Below are 17,735 nucleotides of genomic sequence, written 5' to 3'. Positions count from 1 at the left end.
TTCGGCTCACTCATTCGCCGGAACCTCCGAAGCGATAGAATCTATTAGAATTCAATAGAGGACTTCGTCCTTGGTCGGGCCGGTGCAAGACATGGATACGGAAGGCATCGAACATGAGACGGGCTGCATCGAGGCCGTTTACAAAGAACATGTTCTGGACGGAAGAGTTCGCTTCGTCAGCCTGCCGGGCAGAAAGTGCAGCCCCCGGATCATGGACACGCTTCTAGGTTTTGAGATCCGGGCCGGATCCAAAAAAGTCGTCTGTCCCGACATCACCAGCGCTCGCTACCTGGTGATTTTCACCGAGTTGGGATTGGACCGGGTCTGCATCCCCTACGACCCCACCCGGACCGCCAGGATTCTTCCCGACCTGGAGCACTCCTTCCGCCGGGTCAAGGAACTGCTGTCGGGAAGCTCCGGTTCCCAGACGGCGCAGCGGAGAACGGAACAGACGTTCGCCAAGCTCAGGGACCGTCTCCGGAAGGCGGAGCGGAGTGTGGCCGGGATCGATTCCTGTTGACTTGAAAGCGGATCTGTTTCGTTCCCGCCCCAGCTGGAAAAAACCGGATTACTTCTTGTCGTCCACGTCGACGTATTCGGCGTCGATCACCTGGCCATCATCCTCTTGAGCGCCACCCGCAGGATTCTCCGGCCCGCCGGGTCCGGACGGCTGAGGCTCGGCAGGTCCTGACTGCTGAGTCTGTTGGTACATGGCCTGAGCCACCTGGTGCGAGGCCTGCTGCAGCGTTTCCATGCTCTGCTTGATGGCCTCCACGTCGCCTCCCTCCATGGCTTTGCGGGTCTCGGCGATGGCCGCCTCGACGGCATTGGCGTCCGCTTCCGGAATCTTGTCCCGGTTGTCCTTGACCAGTTTCTCGGTGGAATAAACCAGGTTGTCGGCTTGGTTCCGGACCTCGATCTCCTCCTTCTTCCGCCGGTCTTCCTCGCTGTGGTCCTCGGCCTCCCTCACCATATTCCGGATCTCGTCGTCGCTGAGTCCGCTGGAGCCGGTGATGGTGATTTTCTGCTCCGTTCCGGTCCCCAGATCTTTGGCGCTCACGTTGAGGATGCCGTTGGCGTCGATGTCGAAGGTCACCTCGATCTGGGGGATGCCCCGGGGGGCGGGTGGAATTCCCGTCAGGTGAAACCGTCCCAGAGACTTGTTGTCTCGGGCCATGGGCCGTTCTCCCTGCTGTACATGCACCTCAACCGAAGTCTGGCTGTCGGCGGCAGTGGAGAAGACTTCGCTCTTGCGCGTGGGAATGGTCGTATTTCTGGGAATCAGCACGGTGGCGACGCCGCCCAAAGTCTCGATACCGAGAGAAAGCGGCGTGACGTCCAGGAGCAGGACATCCTTGACCTCTCCTCCCAAAACGCCGGCTTGGACGGCGGCGCCTACGCCGACCACCTCGTCCGGATTGACACCCTTGTGAGGCTCTTTGCCGAAGAACTCGCGGACGATCTCGTGCACTCTCGGGATCCGCGTGGAGCCGCCGACCAGAACCACCTCGTTCACTTCCTGGGGATTCATGGAGGCATCCGCCAGAGCTTGGCGGCAAGGTTTCACCGTCCTTTGCAGCAGATCTTCCACCAACCGCTCGAAGCGGGACCGGGTCAGCTTCAGGTTCAGGTGCTTGGGACCGCTGGCGTCGGCCGTGATGAACGGAAGGTTGATATCGGTCTCCTGGGTCGTGGAGAGTTCGGTCTTGGCCTTTTCCGCCGCCTCCTTCAATCGCTGCAGGGCCATCTTGTCCCGGGAGAGGTCGATTCCCTGATCTTTCTGGAATTCGTCGACCACCCAGTCGATGAGGCGTTGATCGATGTTGTCGCCGCCCAGGTGCGTGTCGCCGTTGGTGGCCTTGACCTCGACGATCCCCTCGCCGACCTCCAGGATCGAGATGTCGAAGGTGCCGCCGCCGAAGTCGAAAACGGCGATGGTCTGGTCCTCCTTCTGGTCCAGGCCATAAGCCAGAGCGGCGGCCGTCGGCTCGTTGACGAGCCTCAGGACCTCCAGTCCGGCGATTTTTCCGGCGTCCTTGGTGGCCTGCCGCTGCGAGTCGTTGAAGTAGGCCGGAACGGTGATGACGGCCTGGGCGACGCTCTCGCCCAGATACTCCTCGGCGGCGGACCGGAGCTTTTGCAGGATCATGGCCGACACTTCGGGTGGGGAGAGATTCTTGCCTCCCAGGACCACCTGGGCGTCACCGTTGCCAGCGGCGTAGACCTGGTAGGGGACCATTCCGATCTCTTCGTTCACTTCGCCGTACTTGCGCCCCATGAAACGCTTGATGGAATAGGCGGTGTTCTCGGGATTGGTGATGGCTTGACGCTTGGCCACCTGGCCCACCAGGCGCTCGCCGCTCTTGGTGATGGCGACGACTGAAGCAGTCGTGCGGCCGCCTTCCTGGTTGGCGATGACGGTCGGCTTGTTTCCTTCCATCACCGCCACCACGGAGTTCGTGGTTCCCAGATCGATACCGATGATTCTCGACATTTCGGTCTTCCTCCTGCGTGTCTATTCGCTAATGACTAGTAAGATTCGAAATCGGGGCTGTCAAGGGCGGATGTCCCGCCCTTGAGTCAGGACTTGGAGCCGCCGGAAGTGCCGCCGCGGTCCTGGATCTCCGCGGACAGCGCATCCAGCCGCCGCCCCAGCCGGCGCTGGGACCGGGCGATATGGAGAAGGTAGGCAAACAGCAGGGTCCAGATGACCATGTAGGCGGCGAAGAGATAGCCGATCATGATCCGTTCTCCATCATTTGGCCAGAACCTCCGCTTCCATTTCCCGAGTCACGCGCTCTTGGAGACGCATGGATGTTCTCAAGCAAAGAAGGACCGAATAGAGGGCCGCGAAAGCGAATACGGAGATCATCAGCGCGTCCTCCATCCTCGACTCCAGATTCGTGCCGCTGGAAGTGATGACCACGGGATGGTGGGTCCTCCACCAGCGGATGGACATCCAGACGATGGGGACGTTGATGAAACCGACGATGCCCAGCACGGCGCAGAATTTGTATTTCTGATCCCCCTCGGGAAGGCTGCTCCGGAGGATGAGGTACGAGACGTACATCAGCCACAACACCAGCGTGGTCGTGACCCGCGGATCGCCCACCGGCCACCAGGTGTACCAGATCGGCTTGGCCCAGATCGACCCGGTGACCAAGGTGATGGTCGTGAACACCACGCCCACCTCGGTGGACGCCACGGCCAACTGGTCCCATTTGACGCGCCGGGTCTTGAGATACGCGATACTGGCCAGGAAGACGACCAGAAAGGCCAGAAAGGCGTTCCAGGCGGACCCCACGTGGAAGTAGAAGATCCGCTGAACGTCCCCCATGACCTGCTCCGTGGGGGCGTACAGGAATGCGGCGTAGAGGGCCAACGCTCCCAGAAGGTAGGCCGGCGCCATGAGCCGTCCGGCCCAAGCCGTGTAACGGCGAATCGTCCGCCGGTCCGCATCAAGATTCTTCGACCACATACTCGAACACCAGATAAGAGGCCGCCAGGAAGATCACGTCAAAGGCGACCAGTATCTTAATCCATTGGAAGAATAAGCGGAACTTTTCCCCCAGCAGAACCTCCGTGCTGCCGTTCACCGCCGCCAGGATCACCGGAATGACGATGGGAAACAGCAGTATGGGAAGCAGGACCTCCCGGGTCCGGATGCTGGAGACCATGGCGCCGAACAATGTTCCCACGGCAGAGAATCCCAGGCTGGAGAGGAGAATCAAAAGCAGCATCCAGAGCGTGGCCGGGGTCGGGGAAAACTTGAAAATGACCATGAAGATGGCCAGGGTCAACAGGTCGACGGCCAACAGGAAGATCCAATTGGCCAGGAACTTGCCGAAAAAGATGAGTCCCCGGTCCATGGGCGAAACGAGAATCCCGAGCAGCGTCCCGTCCTCTCTTTCCGATTGGAACGAGCGATTGAGCTGAATCACGCCGGGAAAGATCAGGGCCACCCAGAGAATGCCCGGAGCCGCCTTCCGCGTGGCCTCGCTCGCCGGGTCGAACGCGAAGCTGAACACCATCAGGATCAGGAAAGAGAAGAAGAGGGTGGTGAAGAAGGCCTGGCGGGATCTGAATTCGATTCGAAGATCCTTCTCGGCCAGCGTCCAGATCAGGCCCAGCCCGTCCAGCACGCTTCGAATGGGACTCAAAGCCCCATCAACCCTTCCTGACCGTGATAAAAGACTCCCGCCGCCGCTCCGGTCATGAGCGTGGCAAGTGTGGCCGCCCAGAGGGCGGGCCAACTGAGGCGGGCCAAGTCGTTTCTTCGAGCCGGGACCAGCACCGACAGCCCCCCGGCGAAGATGGCCACGGAAGGCACGTGAGTGAAACCGCAGAGGGCATAGCTCAGGACCATGAGGCCTCGGGGCGAGAGCTCGCCCGCCGCGACCACACTCGCCAGGTCCTGGTAGGCCACCACCTCGGTCAGGATCCAGCGTTCGCCGATGAGCCGGGCGGCGACGGGCCACTCGTCCGGCGTCAGCCCCAGACAGAGAACCAGGGGATAGGCGACCCAGCTCAAGAGTGTCCGCAGCGTGAGATCCAGTTCCTTCTGGAGCGTCAGGTTCGAGACCCAGCCCGCCGTCGTTCCCAAGATCACGTCCAGCAGCTCGACCAATCCCAGCATTCCGATCAGGAGGGCGCCGACTCCCACCGACAGGCGGACGCCGTCGTTGGCGCCCTGGATGAGGCTTCCCATCCAGTTTGGAGACCCGGCGAAATCCTTCATGGGAGGTACGGTGCGCCGGGTCTGAGGCTCTTCTTCTTCCGGGACGATGATCTTGGACATCAGAACGGCCGCGGGAATGGAGAGCACCGACGCGGAGATCAAATGCCCGGCGATATAGGGAAAGACGGGCTCCAGGAGACCGGCGTAGACGGCCAGAACCGAGCTGGCGATGGTGGAGAGGCCCGACGCCAGGACCATCGTCAATTCGGATCGGGTCATGCGCTCCAGAAAGGGCCGGACCGTCAGCGTCGATTCGACGCCGACGAACAGGTTGCTGCTGGTGGCCAGGGCTTCGGCCCCGCTGATGCCGAATCCCCGGTGAACCCATCGGGCGATGTTTCTCACCACGAAGGGAAGGACTCCGAAGTGATAGAGCAGAGAGACGATCACCGAGAAGAAGACCACGGCCGGGAAGACCTGGAAGGCCAGGATGAAGCCCAGGGATTCCTCCTGTCCCGGACCGGCCGCCAGAGGACCGAAGAGGAATCGTGCGCCGGCGCCGGAGGCGTTGAGCAGAGTGGTCACGGCGCCGTTGAGGGCCACCAGGCAGACCCGGAAAAAGGGCCACCAGAAGACCAGGATTCCCATGACCGCCACGGTGGCGGCGGCGGCCGCCGACGTTCTCCACGAGACGCCGCGCCGATTGGTGGAACTGAGCCAGGCCAGGAAGACCAGCGTGCAGCATCCAAGCGCCGAGTAGAGGTTCCACCAACTCATGACTCAAGATCCCGCCGGCACAAGATGGGCAGCTTCGCCGGCATCACTCCCGTGACCCGGAACGGGATGCCGTTCCCTCCCCCTCCACGGCTCCCAGGTACGCCGCCTCAACCTCGCGCCGTCCCAGACCGTCGGAGGAACGGTCGTACACCAGGGAACCCCGGTGTTGAATCAGGACCCGGTCGCAAAGCTCCAGGCCCTCCGCCAAATTATGAGTCACGAGAAGTACGGTGTGGGTTCCATCCCTGAGACTTCGGAGAATGCTCGTCAGGAGCCGGTTCCCCTGCTGGTCCAGACCCACGTAGGGCTCGTCCAGCAGCAGCAGGGTGGGCTCGTGCAGGAGCGCACGGCCCAATGTCAGCCGCTGCTTCATGCCCCTGGAGTACTCCCGGACCAATTGCTCTCCAGCTCCGGCGAGTCCCATCCTCTCCAGCACCCTGCGGGACCGTTCCCGTGGCCGGGCGACGCCGTAGAGCCGCGAGTAGAACAACAGATTTTCCATCCCGGACATTTCCTGGTAGAGCAGGCTTTGGTGGGATACGTAGCCGACATTGCGCCGTCCCGCTCCGGACCCGTTGAATCGGAGGGAGATGGTTCCGCTCGTCGGCTTGAGCAGGCCGGCGACGAGTTTCAGCAGGGTCGTCTTCCCGGCGCCGTTGGGCCCGAACAGGGCGGCGAATTGGCCCTTTTCGATCTCGAGGGTCAGGTCCGAGACGGCCCGAAAGGCTCCGAACCGCTTGGTGAGGTTGGAGATGCGCAGCGCCATCAGGCCCTGGTCTTCCGGGTCTTTTTCCGCTTCCGCTCAAGCGCCTCGACCTGCTCGAAGACCTCCACGGCTCTCTCCTCGTATTCGGACTTCAATTCCTCGTAGTCCCGGGACGAAAGCTTGCCCATTCGGAAATCCATCTCGATGTCCTTCAGGTCGGAGACGACATCCTCCTTCTCCCGCAGGACCGCCTGGCGGTCGGTCCGGGGCGCTTCCGGGGGAGGTCCCGTTTTGGTCTCCCCCCACAGCAGGGGATAGGCCACGTAAAGGACCATTCCGATGAAAAGAATGGGAGCGATGATCAGCTCCATGAAGACTCCTCGCAAGGGGTAGAAATCCGCCGCTTCGGGATCAGGCGGCTTCCGTCCGAATTCTCTTCCTCCGGCGTCGCACGCGGGCTCGCGCAACCGGCTTCTTGTCCGGGAAAAAGAGGAAGACTCCGGCCAGGACCATGATGCCGATGCCGATCCAGACCCACTGCACCATGGGGTTCAGGAAGACGTGGAACGTCGCCTGGGTCAGGTCTTCGTTGTAGCCGGACAGAACCAAGTAGACATCGTCCATGAGGGTGCGCCGAATCGCCACTTCGCTCTGGGGTTGCTGGCCCTTGTGGTGAAAATGTTTCTGCGGAAAGAAGTTGCCGATGGGCTCCTGGTTCTCGTATCCGCTGATCCGGGCGTAGACCACGTCCTTTTCCGGGTCCGCTCTCTGGACCAGCTCATGGAACTTGAGGGTGTACTGCCCCAGCTTGAATTCCTCGCCCCGGTTCACGGTGACCAGCTCCTCCGAGGAGAAAAACGAGCTGGAAATGATGCCGATGAAGGCCACGACGACCCCCAGGTGGATGATGAAGCCGCCGTAGCGGCGCTTGTTCATGAGGGTCAGGTCCTTCAGGGCGACCAGGAACGATGAGGACCGTATGCCCTGGCGGGCCCGGGCGCCCTTGTAGAACTCGAAGAAGACGCAGAAGGCCACGAAGCCGGAGGCGGAATAGAAGAGCAGAGGGATCATGCTCCGCACGCCCAGGAAAAGGGCCAGTCCTCCAAAGAGCAGCCCGCCGGCCAGCGGGATCAGGAAGTTCCGCTGGAAATTCTTGAGGGAGGCCTTTCTCCAGGCGATCAGCGGGCAGATACCGGTGAGCGCCAGGAGGGTCAGGGCCAGGGGCCAGGTGACCTGGTTGAAGAAGGGCGCCGCCACCGTGATCTTCTCGCCCCCCAGGACCCACTCGGTGACGATGGGAAAGACGGTGCCCCAGAAGATGGCGAAGCAGATGGAGACGAACAGCAGGTTGTTCAGCAGGAAGGTCGCTTCCCGCGAGAGGAAGGACTTCATCTTCTGCTCGCTCCGGAGCTGATCCGATCTACGGACGATCCAGAAGACCCCGAACAGGGTCGACACCAACAGGAACACCGCCAACATCGGTCCCAGGTTGGAGACGGCGAAGGAATGGACCGATGAGATGACGCCGCTCCGGGTGATGAAGGTGCCGAAGATGGAGAGCTCGAAGGCGACCAGGACCAGAATGAAGTTCCACAGCTTCAGCATCCCCTTCTTCTCGGTGATCATGATGGAGTGCAGGAAGGCGGTGGCGAAGAGCCAGGGCATGAAGGAGGAGTTCTCCACCGGGTCCCACGCCCAGTATCCTCCCCATCCCAGCTCCTCGTAGGCCCAGACCCCGCCCAGCGTGAAGCCCATGGTCAGGAAGATCCAGGCCACCAGGGTCCAGCGCCGGGTCACGCGGATCCAGGAGGTGTCCAGCGTGCGGGACATGAGAGCGGCCATGGCGAAGGCGAAGGGGATGGTCAGGCCGATGTAGCCCAGGTAGAGAATCGGCGGATGGATCACCATGTACGAGTTTTGGAGCAGAGGATTGAGACCGTTGCCATCGGAAGGTGCCGCTCCGGCGGGGAAGGTGTCGAAGGGGTTGGTGGCAAAGGACAACAGGAGCATGAAGAAGCCCAGGGTCCCGGCCATCACCGCGGTGGCATAGGGCATCAACTTTCGGTTCTTGTCCCGGTTCTGGATCACCGCAACCAGGCAGAAGAAGGCGAGGACCAGCGCCCACATGAGCAGGCTCCCTGACTGGCCGCCCCAGAACGCGCTGAACTTGTAGACCGTGGGAATGCTGCTGGCGCTGTAGCTCGCGACGTATTGCACGCGGAAATCGTCCGTCATGAGGAGACGGATGAGACAGGCGGAGGCCGCCACCACGACCACGAACGCGGCTACCAGGCTGTTCTCGGCGCTCCGGGCCAGTGCCAGGTTCCTCCTGCGTCCCGCGATGGCCGCCGCGACGGCGCCGTACCCGGACAGAGCTAGACCGCCAAGCAGACAATATCGACCGAGTTCAATCATGTTCCGTCAATACGGACTGTCGGAGGTCTGGTCCTTGCCGGAGGAAGCGGTTTGAGCCCCCTCATATTTGGAGGGGCATTTGGCCATCAGGAACGTGGCTTGGAAATGGTGCCGGCCGGCATGGTAGGTGCCTTCCACCACGACCTCGGCCCCATCCTTGAAGGTGTCGGGGATGACCCCCTGATAGGTGACGGGAAGAGTGTTGGTGGTCTCCTTTTCCATCACCAGGAAGTCGACTTGCGACCGCTCCCGATCGATCCGGATGGAGTCGGATGAGACATGTCCATGGATGCGCAACCCCACGCCGGCGAGGTCCGACTTCTTTTCCATCAACTCCGACAGGGTGTAGTAGTAGACCATGGTGTCGTCGAAGCCGCTGACCATCAGGTAGCTCACGGCGCCCACGATCAAGAGGCCCGCCACGATGAATTTGGGCGCTGGCAATCTGGACACGGACATGGTGCCGGCCATTGTAACAACTTCTCCAAGTGGGGAGAAGCGACTCCCCGAGAGGAATTCGAGGAGCAAGGGTTGCCGGACTCGGATGAACGCCATGCCGGGGGCGCCCATGGAAAGCGATCGGTCTTCACGCTGAGAGAAGCGATGCCATCACCGTCAGGTCCGCCCGGCGTTGGACGGCTCGCCCACCATCCGGAGCCGTATTGGGACTTGGAGTATTTCGGAGCGGACACAGAAAAAAGGAGGCGGGAAAGGGTTCCCGTGTCGCCGAAGGACGAAGACACGACCCCCTGGGAAAATGCCTCGGGGGTCGTATCTCTTTTCTTGAGCCGTCGTGCGGTCTCGAAGGGTGGTTACCCACTCACCAAAAGAACGACGACGAAGGTCAAAAGGGCCAGGAACTCGATGAAGGCGAGTCCCAGGATGAAGAAGAAGCGGATCGTGTCGGAGGCTCCGGGGTTTCTGGAGACGCCTTCGCAGGCGGCGGTCAGGACCCGGCTCTGACCGTAGCCGCAGCCGGCCGCGGCGATGGCCATGGCGACGGCGAGCCAATGAATTTCCAGACTTGTGGAGGCGCCGCCTTCCTCCGACTGTGCCTGCACGGAGACCACCGGCAGCAGGATGGCAACGACCAGAGCAATGGCCAGAAGGCCGAACTTTCGGTTCATAAGATGACTCCTTCCAAGGTTTGAGGTGTGAGCCCGTCGCATGGAGCGCCCGAATCAGTGTTCTTCGTCGTGTGCGTGCTCCACGGAACCAGCGATGTAGACGATGGTCAAGACGGAGAAAATGAAGGCCTGTAGCGTGCCGGCAAAGAGGCCCAGGGCCATCACCGGCATCGAGATCACAAAGGGGAACAGTTGATTCAAGTTGGTGACGATCAGCTCCTCGGCGTAGATGTTGCCCATGAGCCGGACGGAGAGGGAGAAGGGCCGCGCCATGTGGCTGATGATCTCGATCACGAAAAGGACCGGGGCGATGGCCAGTGACGGACCCGCGAAGTGGGCCATGTACTTGACGAAGCCGTGAACCCGGAACCCATGGTAGTTGTAATAGAGGAAGACGAGGATCCCGCAGGCCGCCGTGATGTTGATGTTGCTGGTGGGCGACATGAACCCGGGAAAGAGCCCCAGCAGGTTGCCCGCCAGGATGTAGAGGAACAGCGTCCCGATCAGGGGGAAGAAGCGGCGTGCGTCGGGTCCGATGATCTCCTTCATCAATCCCAGCAGGCCTTCGACCAGAACCTCCAGCATCTGTTGGACCGCGCCCGGATTCTCCACGCTCAGGCGCCTCCTCACCAGAAGCGCGACCGTGGTGAGGATGAGGCAGACGAAGATCACCATGACCAGATGGGCCGGAAGGACGTCGTGGTCCACGTGGAATCCCAGGGCCTCGGCCAGAGGGTTCGCGATGTAGCGGTTGAAGAGAGTCGCCGACAGGAACTCGTGGTGCTGATCCATTTGCGGTCCTGTTTCAGAAGTTCGTCCGTCCCGAGGGTGTCACGCCGGATCAGGCATGAACTGTGCGGGTCAGGATTTGTACAACGCCTCCAACATTGCTGAAAGGATGGGTATGGAAAGCCCCAGGACCGCCCCCGGCACACTCAAAAAGGGAATATGCATCATAGCAAAGAGACCTCCCAGCATCAAGACCATGCGACCCCCGTTCAGGGCCAGAAATCGCAGGGCCGAAGGCTTCCCGTCCGGCGCCAGCAGCCGGGTTGCCAGCCGGTCCAGGACCTTGAGGTTGATGAGGGCGGCCACGGCTCCGGCCAGGATGGATACGGCCGCCCAGAATCCGTAAACCAATCCCCCGATGAGGGAAATGGCGGCCAGGAGGATGGCGGCGTTGCGTGAGATCCGTTCCAAGACTTACCTGCTGAACATCCGAACGACCCGGACCAGGCCGGCGACTCCTCCCAGCAGCAATCCCGCCAGGGAGATCCAGGGATCGGACTCCAGGCGCCGGTCCAGAAAGCGGCCGATCAGGTAGCCGACCAGAAGACACGAGGGGAGCAGAAAAATAATGGAGCTGTATCGAGCCACCTGGGCGTAGACGCCACCCTTTTCCCGCTTGCCGTTTCGCAACTCTTTCCGCGTCACGATCCGTGTCCAGGATGCGGGACGAACCATGCCGTCCCCGTTGCCGTTGAAGGGAGCCGTCCGGAATCTTCAGAAAACCAGTGGGAGACTGGCGATTCGGGCCAAGTTGAAGAAAGGATCCGGGTAGATCCCCATGGCAATGGTAAAGAACCCCGTGACCAGGAGGACGAACCAGACTCCCACGGAGAAGCTCAACGGGACCGGGAGCGACTCCCTCTCGATGAACATGGCCACCACGATCCGCAAGTAGTAGAAGAGGGAGACGACGGCATTGAGTGCGGCCACCACGGCCAGCCAAATCAGCAGTTGTCCGTGAGCCTGCCCGGCCGCCATGGCCGATTCGATCACCGCCGCGAACACGGCGTACTTGGCGATGAATCCGGCCAGAGGAGGGATGCCTGCCAGCGAGAGGAAGAAAATGAGATTCAGTATCGCCAGACCGGGATGCTTGAAGTAGAGGCCGTTGAAATCCTCGATCGACTCCCCGATCACGTCCCGCCGCCGCAGCAGAATGACGATGGCCCAGACGCCGAGGTTCATGAAGGTGTAGGCGAACAGGTAGACCACCGACGCCGAAACCCCCTGCTGGGTGCCCACCACGAGTCCCATCAGAACGAACCCGGCGTGGGAGATGCTGGAATAGGCCAGCAGCCGTTTGACGTTCTGTTGCGTGACCGCCGCCACGTTGCCCCAGGTCATGGTCGCCATGGCAATGACGGCCAGGACCCCCATGTACAGGTCGTGAAAGTCATGGAAGGTCACGTAGAAGATGCGCAGGAATACGGCGAAAGCGGCGCCTTTGACCGCCACCGACATGAAGGCGGTGATGCCGGTGGGCGCACCCTCGTAGGCATCGGGCGCCCACATGTGGAAGGGGACGGCCGCGATCTTGAAGCAGAGGCCGGCCAGCATCAGGAAGAGGGCCAGGATCAACAGGGTGTTGTCCTCACGCTTGGCCGCCTCCTGGGCGATGACGTTCAGGTTGGTGCTGCCGCTGATCCCATAGAGCAGGGACATCCCGTAAAGGATGATGGCGGTGGAGAAGGCTCCCATGAGGAAATACTTCATGGAGGCCTCGTTGGAGCGGCGCTGACGGCGCAGAAAGCCGACCAGGATGTAGGTCGAAACCGACATCAGCTCCAGACCCACGAAGATGGTGACCAGATCGATGGCCCCGGCCATGAACATCATGCCGGACGTGGCGAAGAGGAGGATGGCGTAGTACTCGCTGTGTTGGGCGTCCTCGACGTCGAGATGCCGGTACGAAAGGGCGACTGCCAGAATGGCCGAAACCAGGAAGAGGAGTCCGAAGACCTCGGAGAAGGCATCTTGAGTCACCATCTTGTAGAAGGCTTCGCCGTTCCCGGTGCCCCACAGGCGCCAGAGCTGAAGCGAGGCCGCCAGCAGCCCGACCAGGGCGAACAGCACCGACAGCGATTTTCCGCGGAATCCCAGGACCCGGGTTCCCCGCCCGGGCAGGATGAAGTCGATGCAGAGGAGTCCCAGCCCCCAGACGATGAGATGCAATTGAGGTGCGATGGCCCGGGCGTTCAGTTTGAGGAAACCGAATAGTTCCCCGGCCGCCGGTATTTCGGGCATCTATCGGTCTCCGATCCGGGCCTGCATGGAGCGGGGCTGGAATTCCCCGGGCCTCACCTTCTCCACGATCTGATTGACGGGCTCGTGCAGGTAGGACAGGAACGGGCTCGGATAGAGGCCGATCCAGAAGGCCAGAATGATGAGAGGGACGAACGTCGCCAGCTCCCGGGGGGTCAGGTCGGGAAGCTTGCGGTTCTCTTCCTGCTTGATGGGGCCGAACATCACCCGCTGGTAGAGCCAGAGCATGTAGGCCGCCCCCAGCACGATGCCGGTGGCTCCGAATACGGCCCAGAGCTTGTAGTCGGGATCGGCGAAGACGCCCTGCAGCACCATGAACTCTCCGATGAATCCGTTGAGCGTGGGCATGCCGATGGAGGAGAGGGTCATGATCAGAAAGACGACGGCGTACACCGGCATGACGTGGGACAGGCCGCTGTAGTCGCTGATCATGCGGGTGTGCCGGCGCTCGTAGATGATGCCCACGATCAGGAAGAGGGCCCCGGTGGAGATCCCATGGTTGATCATCTGGAGGATGCCTCCCTCCAGCGCCACCGGCGTCACGATGAAGACCCCCAGCATGCAGAATCCCAGGTGGCTGACGGAGGAGTAGGCCACCAGTTTCTTGATGTCCTTCTGCATCATGGCCACCAGCGCCCCGTAGATGATCCCGATCACGGAAATGGCCATCATCCAGGGGAGGAACTCCATGGTGGCGTCAGGCAGGATGGGCAGGCTGAAGCGGACGAAACCATAGGTGCCCATCTTGAGGAGCACCCCGGCCAGGATGACCGAGCCGGCCGTCGGAGCCTCGACGTGGGCGTCCGGGAGCCAGGTGTGGAAGGGAAACAGCGGAACCTTGATGGCGAACCCGACGAACATGGCCAGGAAGATCCAGTACTGGAGATCGGGCGGGATGCCCAGTTCCTGAAAGGCCAGGACGTCGAAGGACCAGACGCCCTTGACGGCGTACTGGTGAAAGTAGAGGGCCAGGATTCCCAGCAGGAGCAGGACCGATCCCAGCAGCGTGTAGAGGAAAAACTTGATGGCGGCGTATAGCTTCCGGGGGCCGCCCCAGATCCCGATGATGAAGTACATGGGCACCAGCATGACTTCCCAGAAGACGTAGAAGAGGAAGAAGTCCAGGGCCATGAAGACGCCCAGCATCCCCGTCTGCAGGATCAGGAAGTAGCAGTAGTACTCCCGGACCCGGGTGGTGATCGCATTCCACGACGAGAGGATGGAGATGGATCCGAGCAGGGTGGTCAGCAGGATCAGCAGCAGGCTGATGCCGTCGATTCCGAAGTAGTACTGGACGCCGAGCGACTCGATCCACGGGGCCTTGAAGACGAATCGCATCCCGCTCGCGTCGATGTACTCCGGCCGGTTGAAATGGGTGATCAGGGGGATGGAGACCAGGAACCCTGCAAAGGCGACGATGTTGGCGATCCACTTGACCTCGGTCTCATGCTCCTTCCCCTTGGGCCAGAGCATAATGATCAGCACGCCCACGAGTGGGAAGAAGCAGACGATGGTCAGGATGTTGGTCATGAAAAAGCCCATAGGACTATGCTCCGAGGTAGAGATAGCAGCCGATGATGAGCACCAGCCCCAAGACGAAAAAGGCGATGTAGCGTTGAACCAGGCCGGTCTGCAGCCGCCGGAAGACTGAGCTGAAGAACTCCACGATCTCCGCCGTCAGATTCACCAGCCGGTCCACGATGTGGATGTCCGCCTGACCCGAGATCCAGGCGGAGATGCGGGTGGCGGCGGCGCTTCCGTTCACCAGACCGTCCACCACCTTGAGATCGAAGGTGCTGAGCCAGGTTCCCAGGTCCTTGCAGCGATTGACGAAGAGGCCGTCGTAGGCCTCATCCACGTAGAACTTGTTGTAGACGACCCGGTAGAGGCCCTGGAACCGCTCCCTCAACTGCCCCGCCTTCTCGGGCCGGGCGAGGAAGAAGTGATAGGCCAGGAACACTCCGCATCCGGCCACCGCCACCGATACCGCCGCCAGGAGAATCTCCTCCAGGTGGGAATGGTGGGCCCCCGCCTCGGGTTGCCAGGCCGTGGCCAGGACCGGCTCCAGGAAGTGCTCGAATACGTTGGGGCCCAGCCAGGCCAGCCAGGGCGGAAGCCCCACGTAGCCCGCCACGACCGACCCGGCGGCCAGCACCATGAGGGGGACGGTCATCACCCGGGGCGATTCGTGCGGCGCATGGCCCGAATGGTGGTCATAGCGTTCCTCCCCGTAAAAGGTCAGGAACATCATGCGAAACATGTAGAAGGCGGTCATGCCCGCCACCAGGACGCCGACGCCCCAGATGATGGGGCTGCCTCCCGGCAGGCTGTAGGCGCGCCACAGGATCTCGTCCTTGGAGAAGAAGCCGGACAGGAAGGGTGCGCCGGCGATGGCCAGGGTGCCCACCCCCATGGTCCACCAGGTGGTGGGCATGTATTTCTTCAGGCCGCCCATCTTCATCATGTCCTGTTCGTGGTGCATGCCCAGGATGACGCTGCCCGAACCCAGGAAGAGGAGAGCCTTGAAGAAGGCGTGGGTCATCAGGTGGAAGATGCCGGCGGTGACGGCGCCCACGCCCAGGGCGGTCACCATGTAGCCCAGTTGGCTCACCGTGGAGTAGGCCAGAACCCGCTTGATGTCCCGCTGAAACAGGGCGATGCAAGCCGCCAACACGGCGGTTACGATTCCCACCACCGCCACGATCAGCATGACATCGGGCGCCCGGCTGTAGATGGCCGCCGACCGGGCCACCATGTAGACGCCGGCGGTGACCATGGTGGCGGCGTGGATCAGGGCGCTGACGGGAGTCGGACCCTCCATGGCGTCGGGAAGCCAGGTGTAGAGGGGAATCTGGGCGCTCTTTCCGGTGGCGCCGATGAAGAGGAGCAATGCCGCCCAGCTCAACGGGCCCCATGCGGCCTCGGGTTCCGGAACCAGAGTGGCGATCCGGGAGAAGAGATCGGTGAAATCCAGGGTCCCGAACCAGGAGAAGAGCAGAAGCATCCCCAGGATGAAGCCGTAGTCGCCGATCCGGTTGACCACGAAGGCCTTTTTGGCGGCGTCCCCGGCGCTCCTCTTCTCCATGTAGTAGCCGATGAGCAGATAGGAGCAGAGGCCCACTCCTTCCCAGCCCACGAACATGAGGAGGAAATTGTTGGCCAGGACCAGGGTGAGCATCATGAACATGAACAGGTTCATGTAGGCGAAGAAACGATAGAAGCCCTCTTCTTCGTACATGTACCCGATGGAGTAGAGGTGGATCAGGAATCCGATTCCCGTGACCACCAGGATCATGACGGCCGAGAGCGGATCCAACTGGAAACCCCAGTTGATCTGGAACGGGGCGAGCTCGCCGGAGACGGTCCGGACCATCAGTCCCGGAATCCAGTTGAAGAGATTCACCTCGTGGATCCGGTTCTCCGGGTCCAGCTCCAGCAGTCCGGCGAAAGCACCCAGCGAGATCAGGAACGCCAGGAGCACCGCGCCGCAGGCGACCACGGCCACGAAATTCTTCTGCGGCCGGCGCCCGGTCCGGCGGACGCACCAGAGCCCCCACAGGCCGTTGATCAGGAATCCCGCCAGGGGACAAAGGGGAATGAGCCAAATGTAGTTCAGCATGCCATGGACCCCGGCTCAGCCTCTCATGAGGTCGATTTCATCCATGTTGACGGTTTCCCGGTTGCGGAACAGGGCGATCACGATGCCCAGCCCCACTGCCGCCTCGGCGGCGGCGACGGTGATGACGAAGACGACGAAAACCTGGCCCGCCAGATCCTGCAGATGAGCCGAGAAGGCGATCAAGTTCAGATTCACGGCATTGAGCATGAGCTCGATGGACATGAAGATGATGATGACGTTGCGCCGGGTCAGCACTCCGACGGCGCCGATGGTGAAGACGATGGCGCTCAGGAAGAGGTAATGGTTGGGTCCGATCATCCTAGACTCCGCACCGGTTCAGATCTCCTTCTTGGCCAGTACCACGGCGCCCACGATGGCCACCAGAAGCAGGACCGAGGCAATCTCGAAGGGAAGCAGGTAGGTGCTGTAGAGAACCGTCCCTACGGCTTCCGTGTTCATGGTCTCGGTAGTGGTGATGATCCCCGATTCCGCCAGTCCCTCCTCCAGAGAAACCGTTCCCCGGAAAATGAGAAGGCTCAATTCCAGGCAGAGGACCACGGCCAGGACCAGGCCGGTCCTCCATTGCCGGCTCACCTTCGGCTGCCGGTCCAGAGCCTCGATGCTGACCAGCATGATGACGAAGAGAAAGAGCACCATGATGCCGCCCACGTAGACCAGCACCTGAACGGCGCCGACGAACTCCGCCTCCATGAGGAAGAAGAATCCCGCCACCGCCAGCAGCGCCGAAACCAGGTAGACGGCGCTCCGCACCGGGTTCCGCGCGGTCACGGTGAGAATGGAGAAGGTCACCAGGATCAGCGCCAGGGCGTAGAAGAGATAGGTTTCCATGCTCGATCAGTTGTAATTCTTCCCGAAATCGATGCGGTCCCAACACTTCTCCAGGCGCTCACGATCCCACACCATGTCCCTGCGGTCGTATGCGGCCAGCTCGAAGTCCTGGGTCAACTCGACGGCGTTGGTGGGACACACCTCCTGGCAGAGCCCGCAGAACAGGCAGCGGGAAGTGTCGAACGTGTAATGCGTCAGCACCTTCTTGCGGCTCTCCGGATCCCTGGTGGAGCCGACGACGATCAGGTCTTCCGGACAGATCAGGGCGCACAGGTCACAGGCGATGCAGAGAGTCTCACCCGTTTCCGGGTCGTTGTTGAGACGGGGAGCTCCCTTGTAGCGCTCCGCCAGCTTGGGCTTCTCGGTCGGATACTGTTCCGTGTACACCTTGGTGTAGGTGTAGCGAAAGGTCACGGCCAGACCCTTCACGATGTCCCAGAAGAGCATGCGGCGTAGTAATTCAATCATTGTTGATCCGCCTGATTCTTGTTCGATCCGTCAATTTACAAACCC

General features: G+C 61.5%; 20 protein-coding genes. 1 reads left to right on the top strand and 19 read right to left on the bottom strand.

The window, feature by feature from the left end; translation table 11 throughout:
- The first annotated feature begins 91 nt into the window (after positions 1-91).
- Positions 92-520: a hypothetical protein gene (locus OXT71_11735; GenBank protein ID MDE2927059.1), complete on the top strand. Its 429-nt coding sequence runs from the start codon at positions 92-94 to the stop codon at positions 518-520.
- Positions 521-568: 48 nt separating this feature from the next.
- On the opposite strand, the gene dnaK is transcribed toward OXT71_11735, so the two are convergent.
- The 19 genes from dnaK to OXT71_11640 form a co-directional block, all read right to left on the bottom strand.
- Complete coding sequence (dnaK, locus tag OXT71_11730; protein ID MDE2927058.1) at positions 569-2,494, bottom strand: molecular chaperone DnaK; 1,926 nt, start codon at positions 2,492-2,494, stop codon at positions 569-571.
- Positions 2,495-2,580: 86 nt separating this feature from the next.
- Positions 2,581-2,742 (bottom strand): CcmD family protein, encoded by a 162-nt coding sequence (locus tag OXT71_11725; protein MDE2927057.1) that lies wholly within the window; start codon positions 2,740-2,742, stop codon positions 2,581-2,583.
- A 13-nt stretch (positions 2,743-2,755) separates the two neighbouring features.
- Positions 2,756-3,478: a cytochrome c biogenesis protein CcsA gene (gene ccsA / locus OXT71_11720; protein MDE2927056.1), complete on the bottom strand. Its 723-nt coding sequence runs from the start codon at positions 3,476-3,478 to the stop codon at positions 2,756-2,758.
- A complete protein-coding gene (locus tag OXT71_11715) occupies positions 3,459-4,160 on the bottom strand; it encodes a heme exporter protein CcmB (GenBank protein ID MDE2927055.1) in 702 nt (233 codons plus the stop codon). The genes ccsA and OXT71_11715 overlap by 20 nt, the downstream gene beginning before the upstream one ends.
- On the bottom strand, positions 4,157-5,455 hold the full coding sequence (locus OXT71_11710) for a hypothetical protein (protein ID MDE2927054.1): 1,299 nt from the start codon (positions 5,453-5,455) through the stop codon (positions 4,157-4,159). The genes OXT71_11715 and OXT71_11710 overlap by 4 nt, the downstream gene beginning before the upstream one ends.
- Positions 5,456-5,498: 43 nt before the next feature.
- The gene (locus OXT71_11705; protein MDE2927053.1) at positions 5,499-6,221 is read right to left on the bottom strand and encodes an ABC transporter ATP-binding protein; all 723 of its coding nucleotides are present in this window, start codon (positions 6,219-6,221) and stop codon (positions 5,499-5,501) included.
- Entirely contained in the window at positions 6,221-6,532 is a 312-nt protein-coding gene (locus OXT71_11700) for a hypothetical protein (protein MDE2927052.1), read from the bottom strand. The genes OXT71_11705 and OXT71_11700 overlap by 1 nt, the downstream gene beginning before the upstream one ends.
- A gap of 40 nt (positions 6,533-6,572) precedes the next feature.
- Positions 6,573-8,576, bottom strand: a complete 2,004-nt coding sequence (locus OXT71_11695) for a heme lyase CcmF/NrfE family subunit (GenBank protein MDE2927051.1) — start codon at positions 8,574-8,576, stop codon at positions 6,573-6,575.
- A 6-nt stretch (positions 8,577-8,582) separates the two neighbouring features.
- Positions 8,583-9,047 (bottom strand): cytochrome c maturation protein CcmE, encoded by a 465-nt coding sequence (locus OXT71_11690; protein MDE2927050.1) that lies wholly within the window; start codon positions 9,045-9,047, stop codon positions 8,583-8,585.
- 341 nt (positions 9,048-9,388) lie between these two features.
- Positions 9,389-9,703, bottom strand: a complete 315-nt coding sequence (locus tag OXT71_11685; GenBank protein ID MDE2927049.1) for an ATP synthase F0 subunit C — start codon at positions 9,701-9,703, stop codon at positions 9,389-9,391.
- Positions 9,704-9,757: 54 nt separating this feature from the next.
- The gene (atpB, locus tag OXT71_11680) at positions 9,758-10,495 is read right to left on the bottom strand and encodes a F0F1 ATP synthase subunit A (protein ID MDE2927048.1); all 738 of its coding nucleotides are present in this window, start codon (positions 10,493-10,495) and stop codon (positions 9,758-9,760) included.
- Between the two features lie 69 nt (positions 10,496-10,564).
- Positions 10,565-10,903 carry an ATP synthase subunit I gene (locus OXT71_11675; protein ID MDE2927047.1) on the bottom strand — a complete coding sequence of 113 codons (339 nt, stop codon included), beginning with the start codon at positions 10,901-10,903 and terminating at the stop codon, positions 10,565-10,567.
- Positions 10,904-10,906: 3 nt separating this feature from the next.
- Positions 10,907-11,167 (bottom strand): AtpZ/AtpI family protein, encoded by a 261-nt coding sequence (locus OXT71_11670; protein MDE2927046.1) that lies wholly within the window; start codon positions 11,165-11,167, stop codon positions 10,907-10,909.
- 39 nt (positions 11,168-11,206) lie between these two features.
- On the bottom strand, positions 11,207-12,736 hold the full coding sequence (locus OXT71_11665) for an NADH-quinone oxidoreductase subunit N (GenBank protein ID MDE2927045.1): 1,530 nt from the start codon (positions 12,734-12,736) through the stop codon (positions 11,207-11,209).
- A complete protein-coding gene (locus OXT71_11660) occupies positions 12,737-14,296 on the bottom strand; it encodes an NADH-quinone oxidoreductase subunit M (GenBank protein ID MDE2927044.1) in 1,560 nt (519 codons plus the stop codon).
- Positions 14,297-14,300: 4 nt separating this feature from the next.
- Positions 14,301-16,373: an NADH-quinone oxidoreductase subunit L gene (gene nuoL / locus OXT71_11655; GenBank protein MDE2927043.1), complete on the bottom strand. Its 2,073-nt coding sequence runs from the start codon at positions 16,371-16,373 to the stop codon at positions 14,301-14,303.
- A gap of 15 nt (positions 16,374-16,388) precedes the next feature.
- Complete coding sequence (gene nuoK / locus OXT71_11650; protein MDE2927042.1) at positions 16,389-16,691, bottom strand: NADH-quinone oxidoreductase subunit NuoK; 303 nt, start codon at positions 16,689-16,691, stop codon at positions 16,389-16,391.
- 18 nt (positions 16,692-16,709) lie between these two features.
- Positions 16,710-17,222 carry an NADH-quinone oxidoreductase subunit J gene (locus tag OXT71_11645; protein ID MDE2927041.1) on the bottom strand — a complete coding sequence of 171 codons (513 nt, stop codon included), beginning with the start codon at positions 17,220-17,222 and terminating at the stop codon, positions 16,710-16,712.
- A 6-nt stretch (positions 17,223-17,228) separates the two neighbouring features.
- Positions 17,229-17,690 (bottom strand): NADH-quinone oxidoreductase subunit I, encoded by a 462-nt coding sequence (locus tag OXT71_11640; protein ID MDE2927040.1) that lies wholly within the window; start codon positions 17,688-17,690, stop codon positions 17,229-17,231.
- Between the last annotated feature and the right edge of the window lie 45 nt (positions 17,691-17,735).

This window comes from Acidobacteriota bacterium, from assembly GCA_028874215.1.
GTDB lineage: Bacteria > Acidobacteriota > UBA6911 > RPQK01 > JAJDTT01 > JAJDTT01.
The sequence above is the reverse complement of the archived record's forward strand: the minus strand, read 5'-3'. Positions and strand labels throughout refer to the sequence as shown.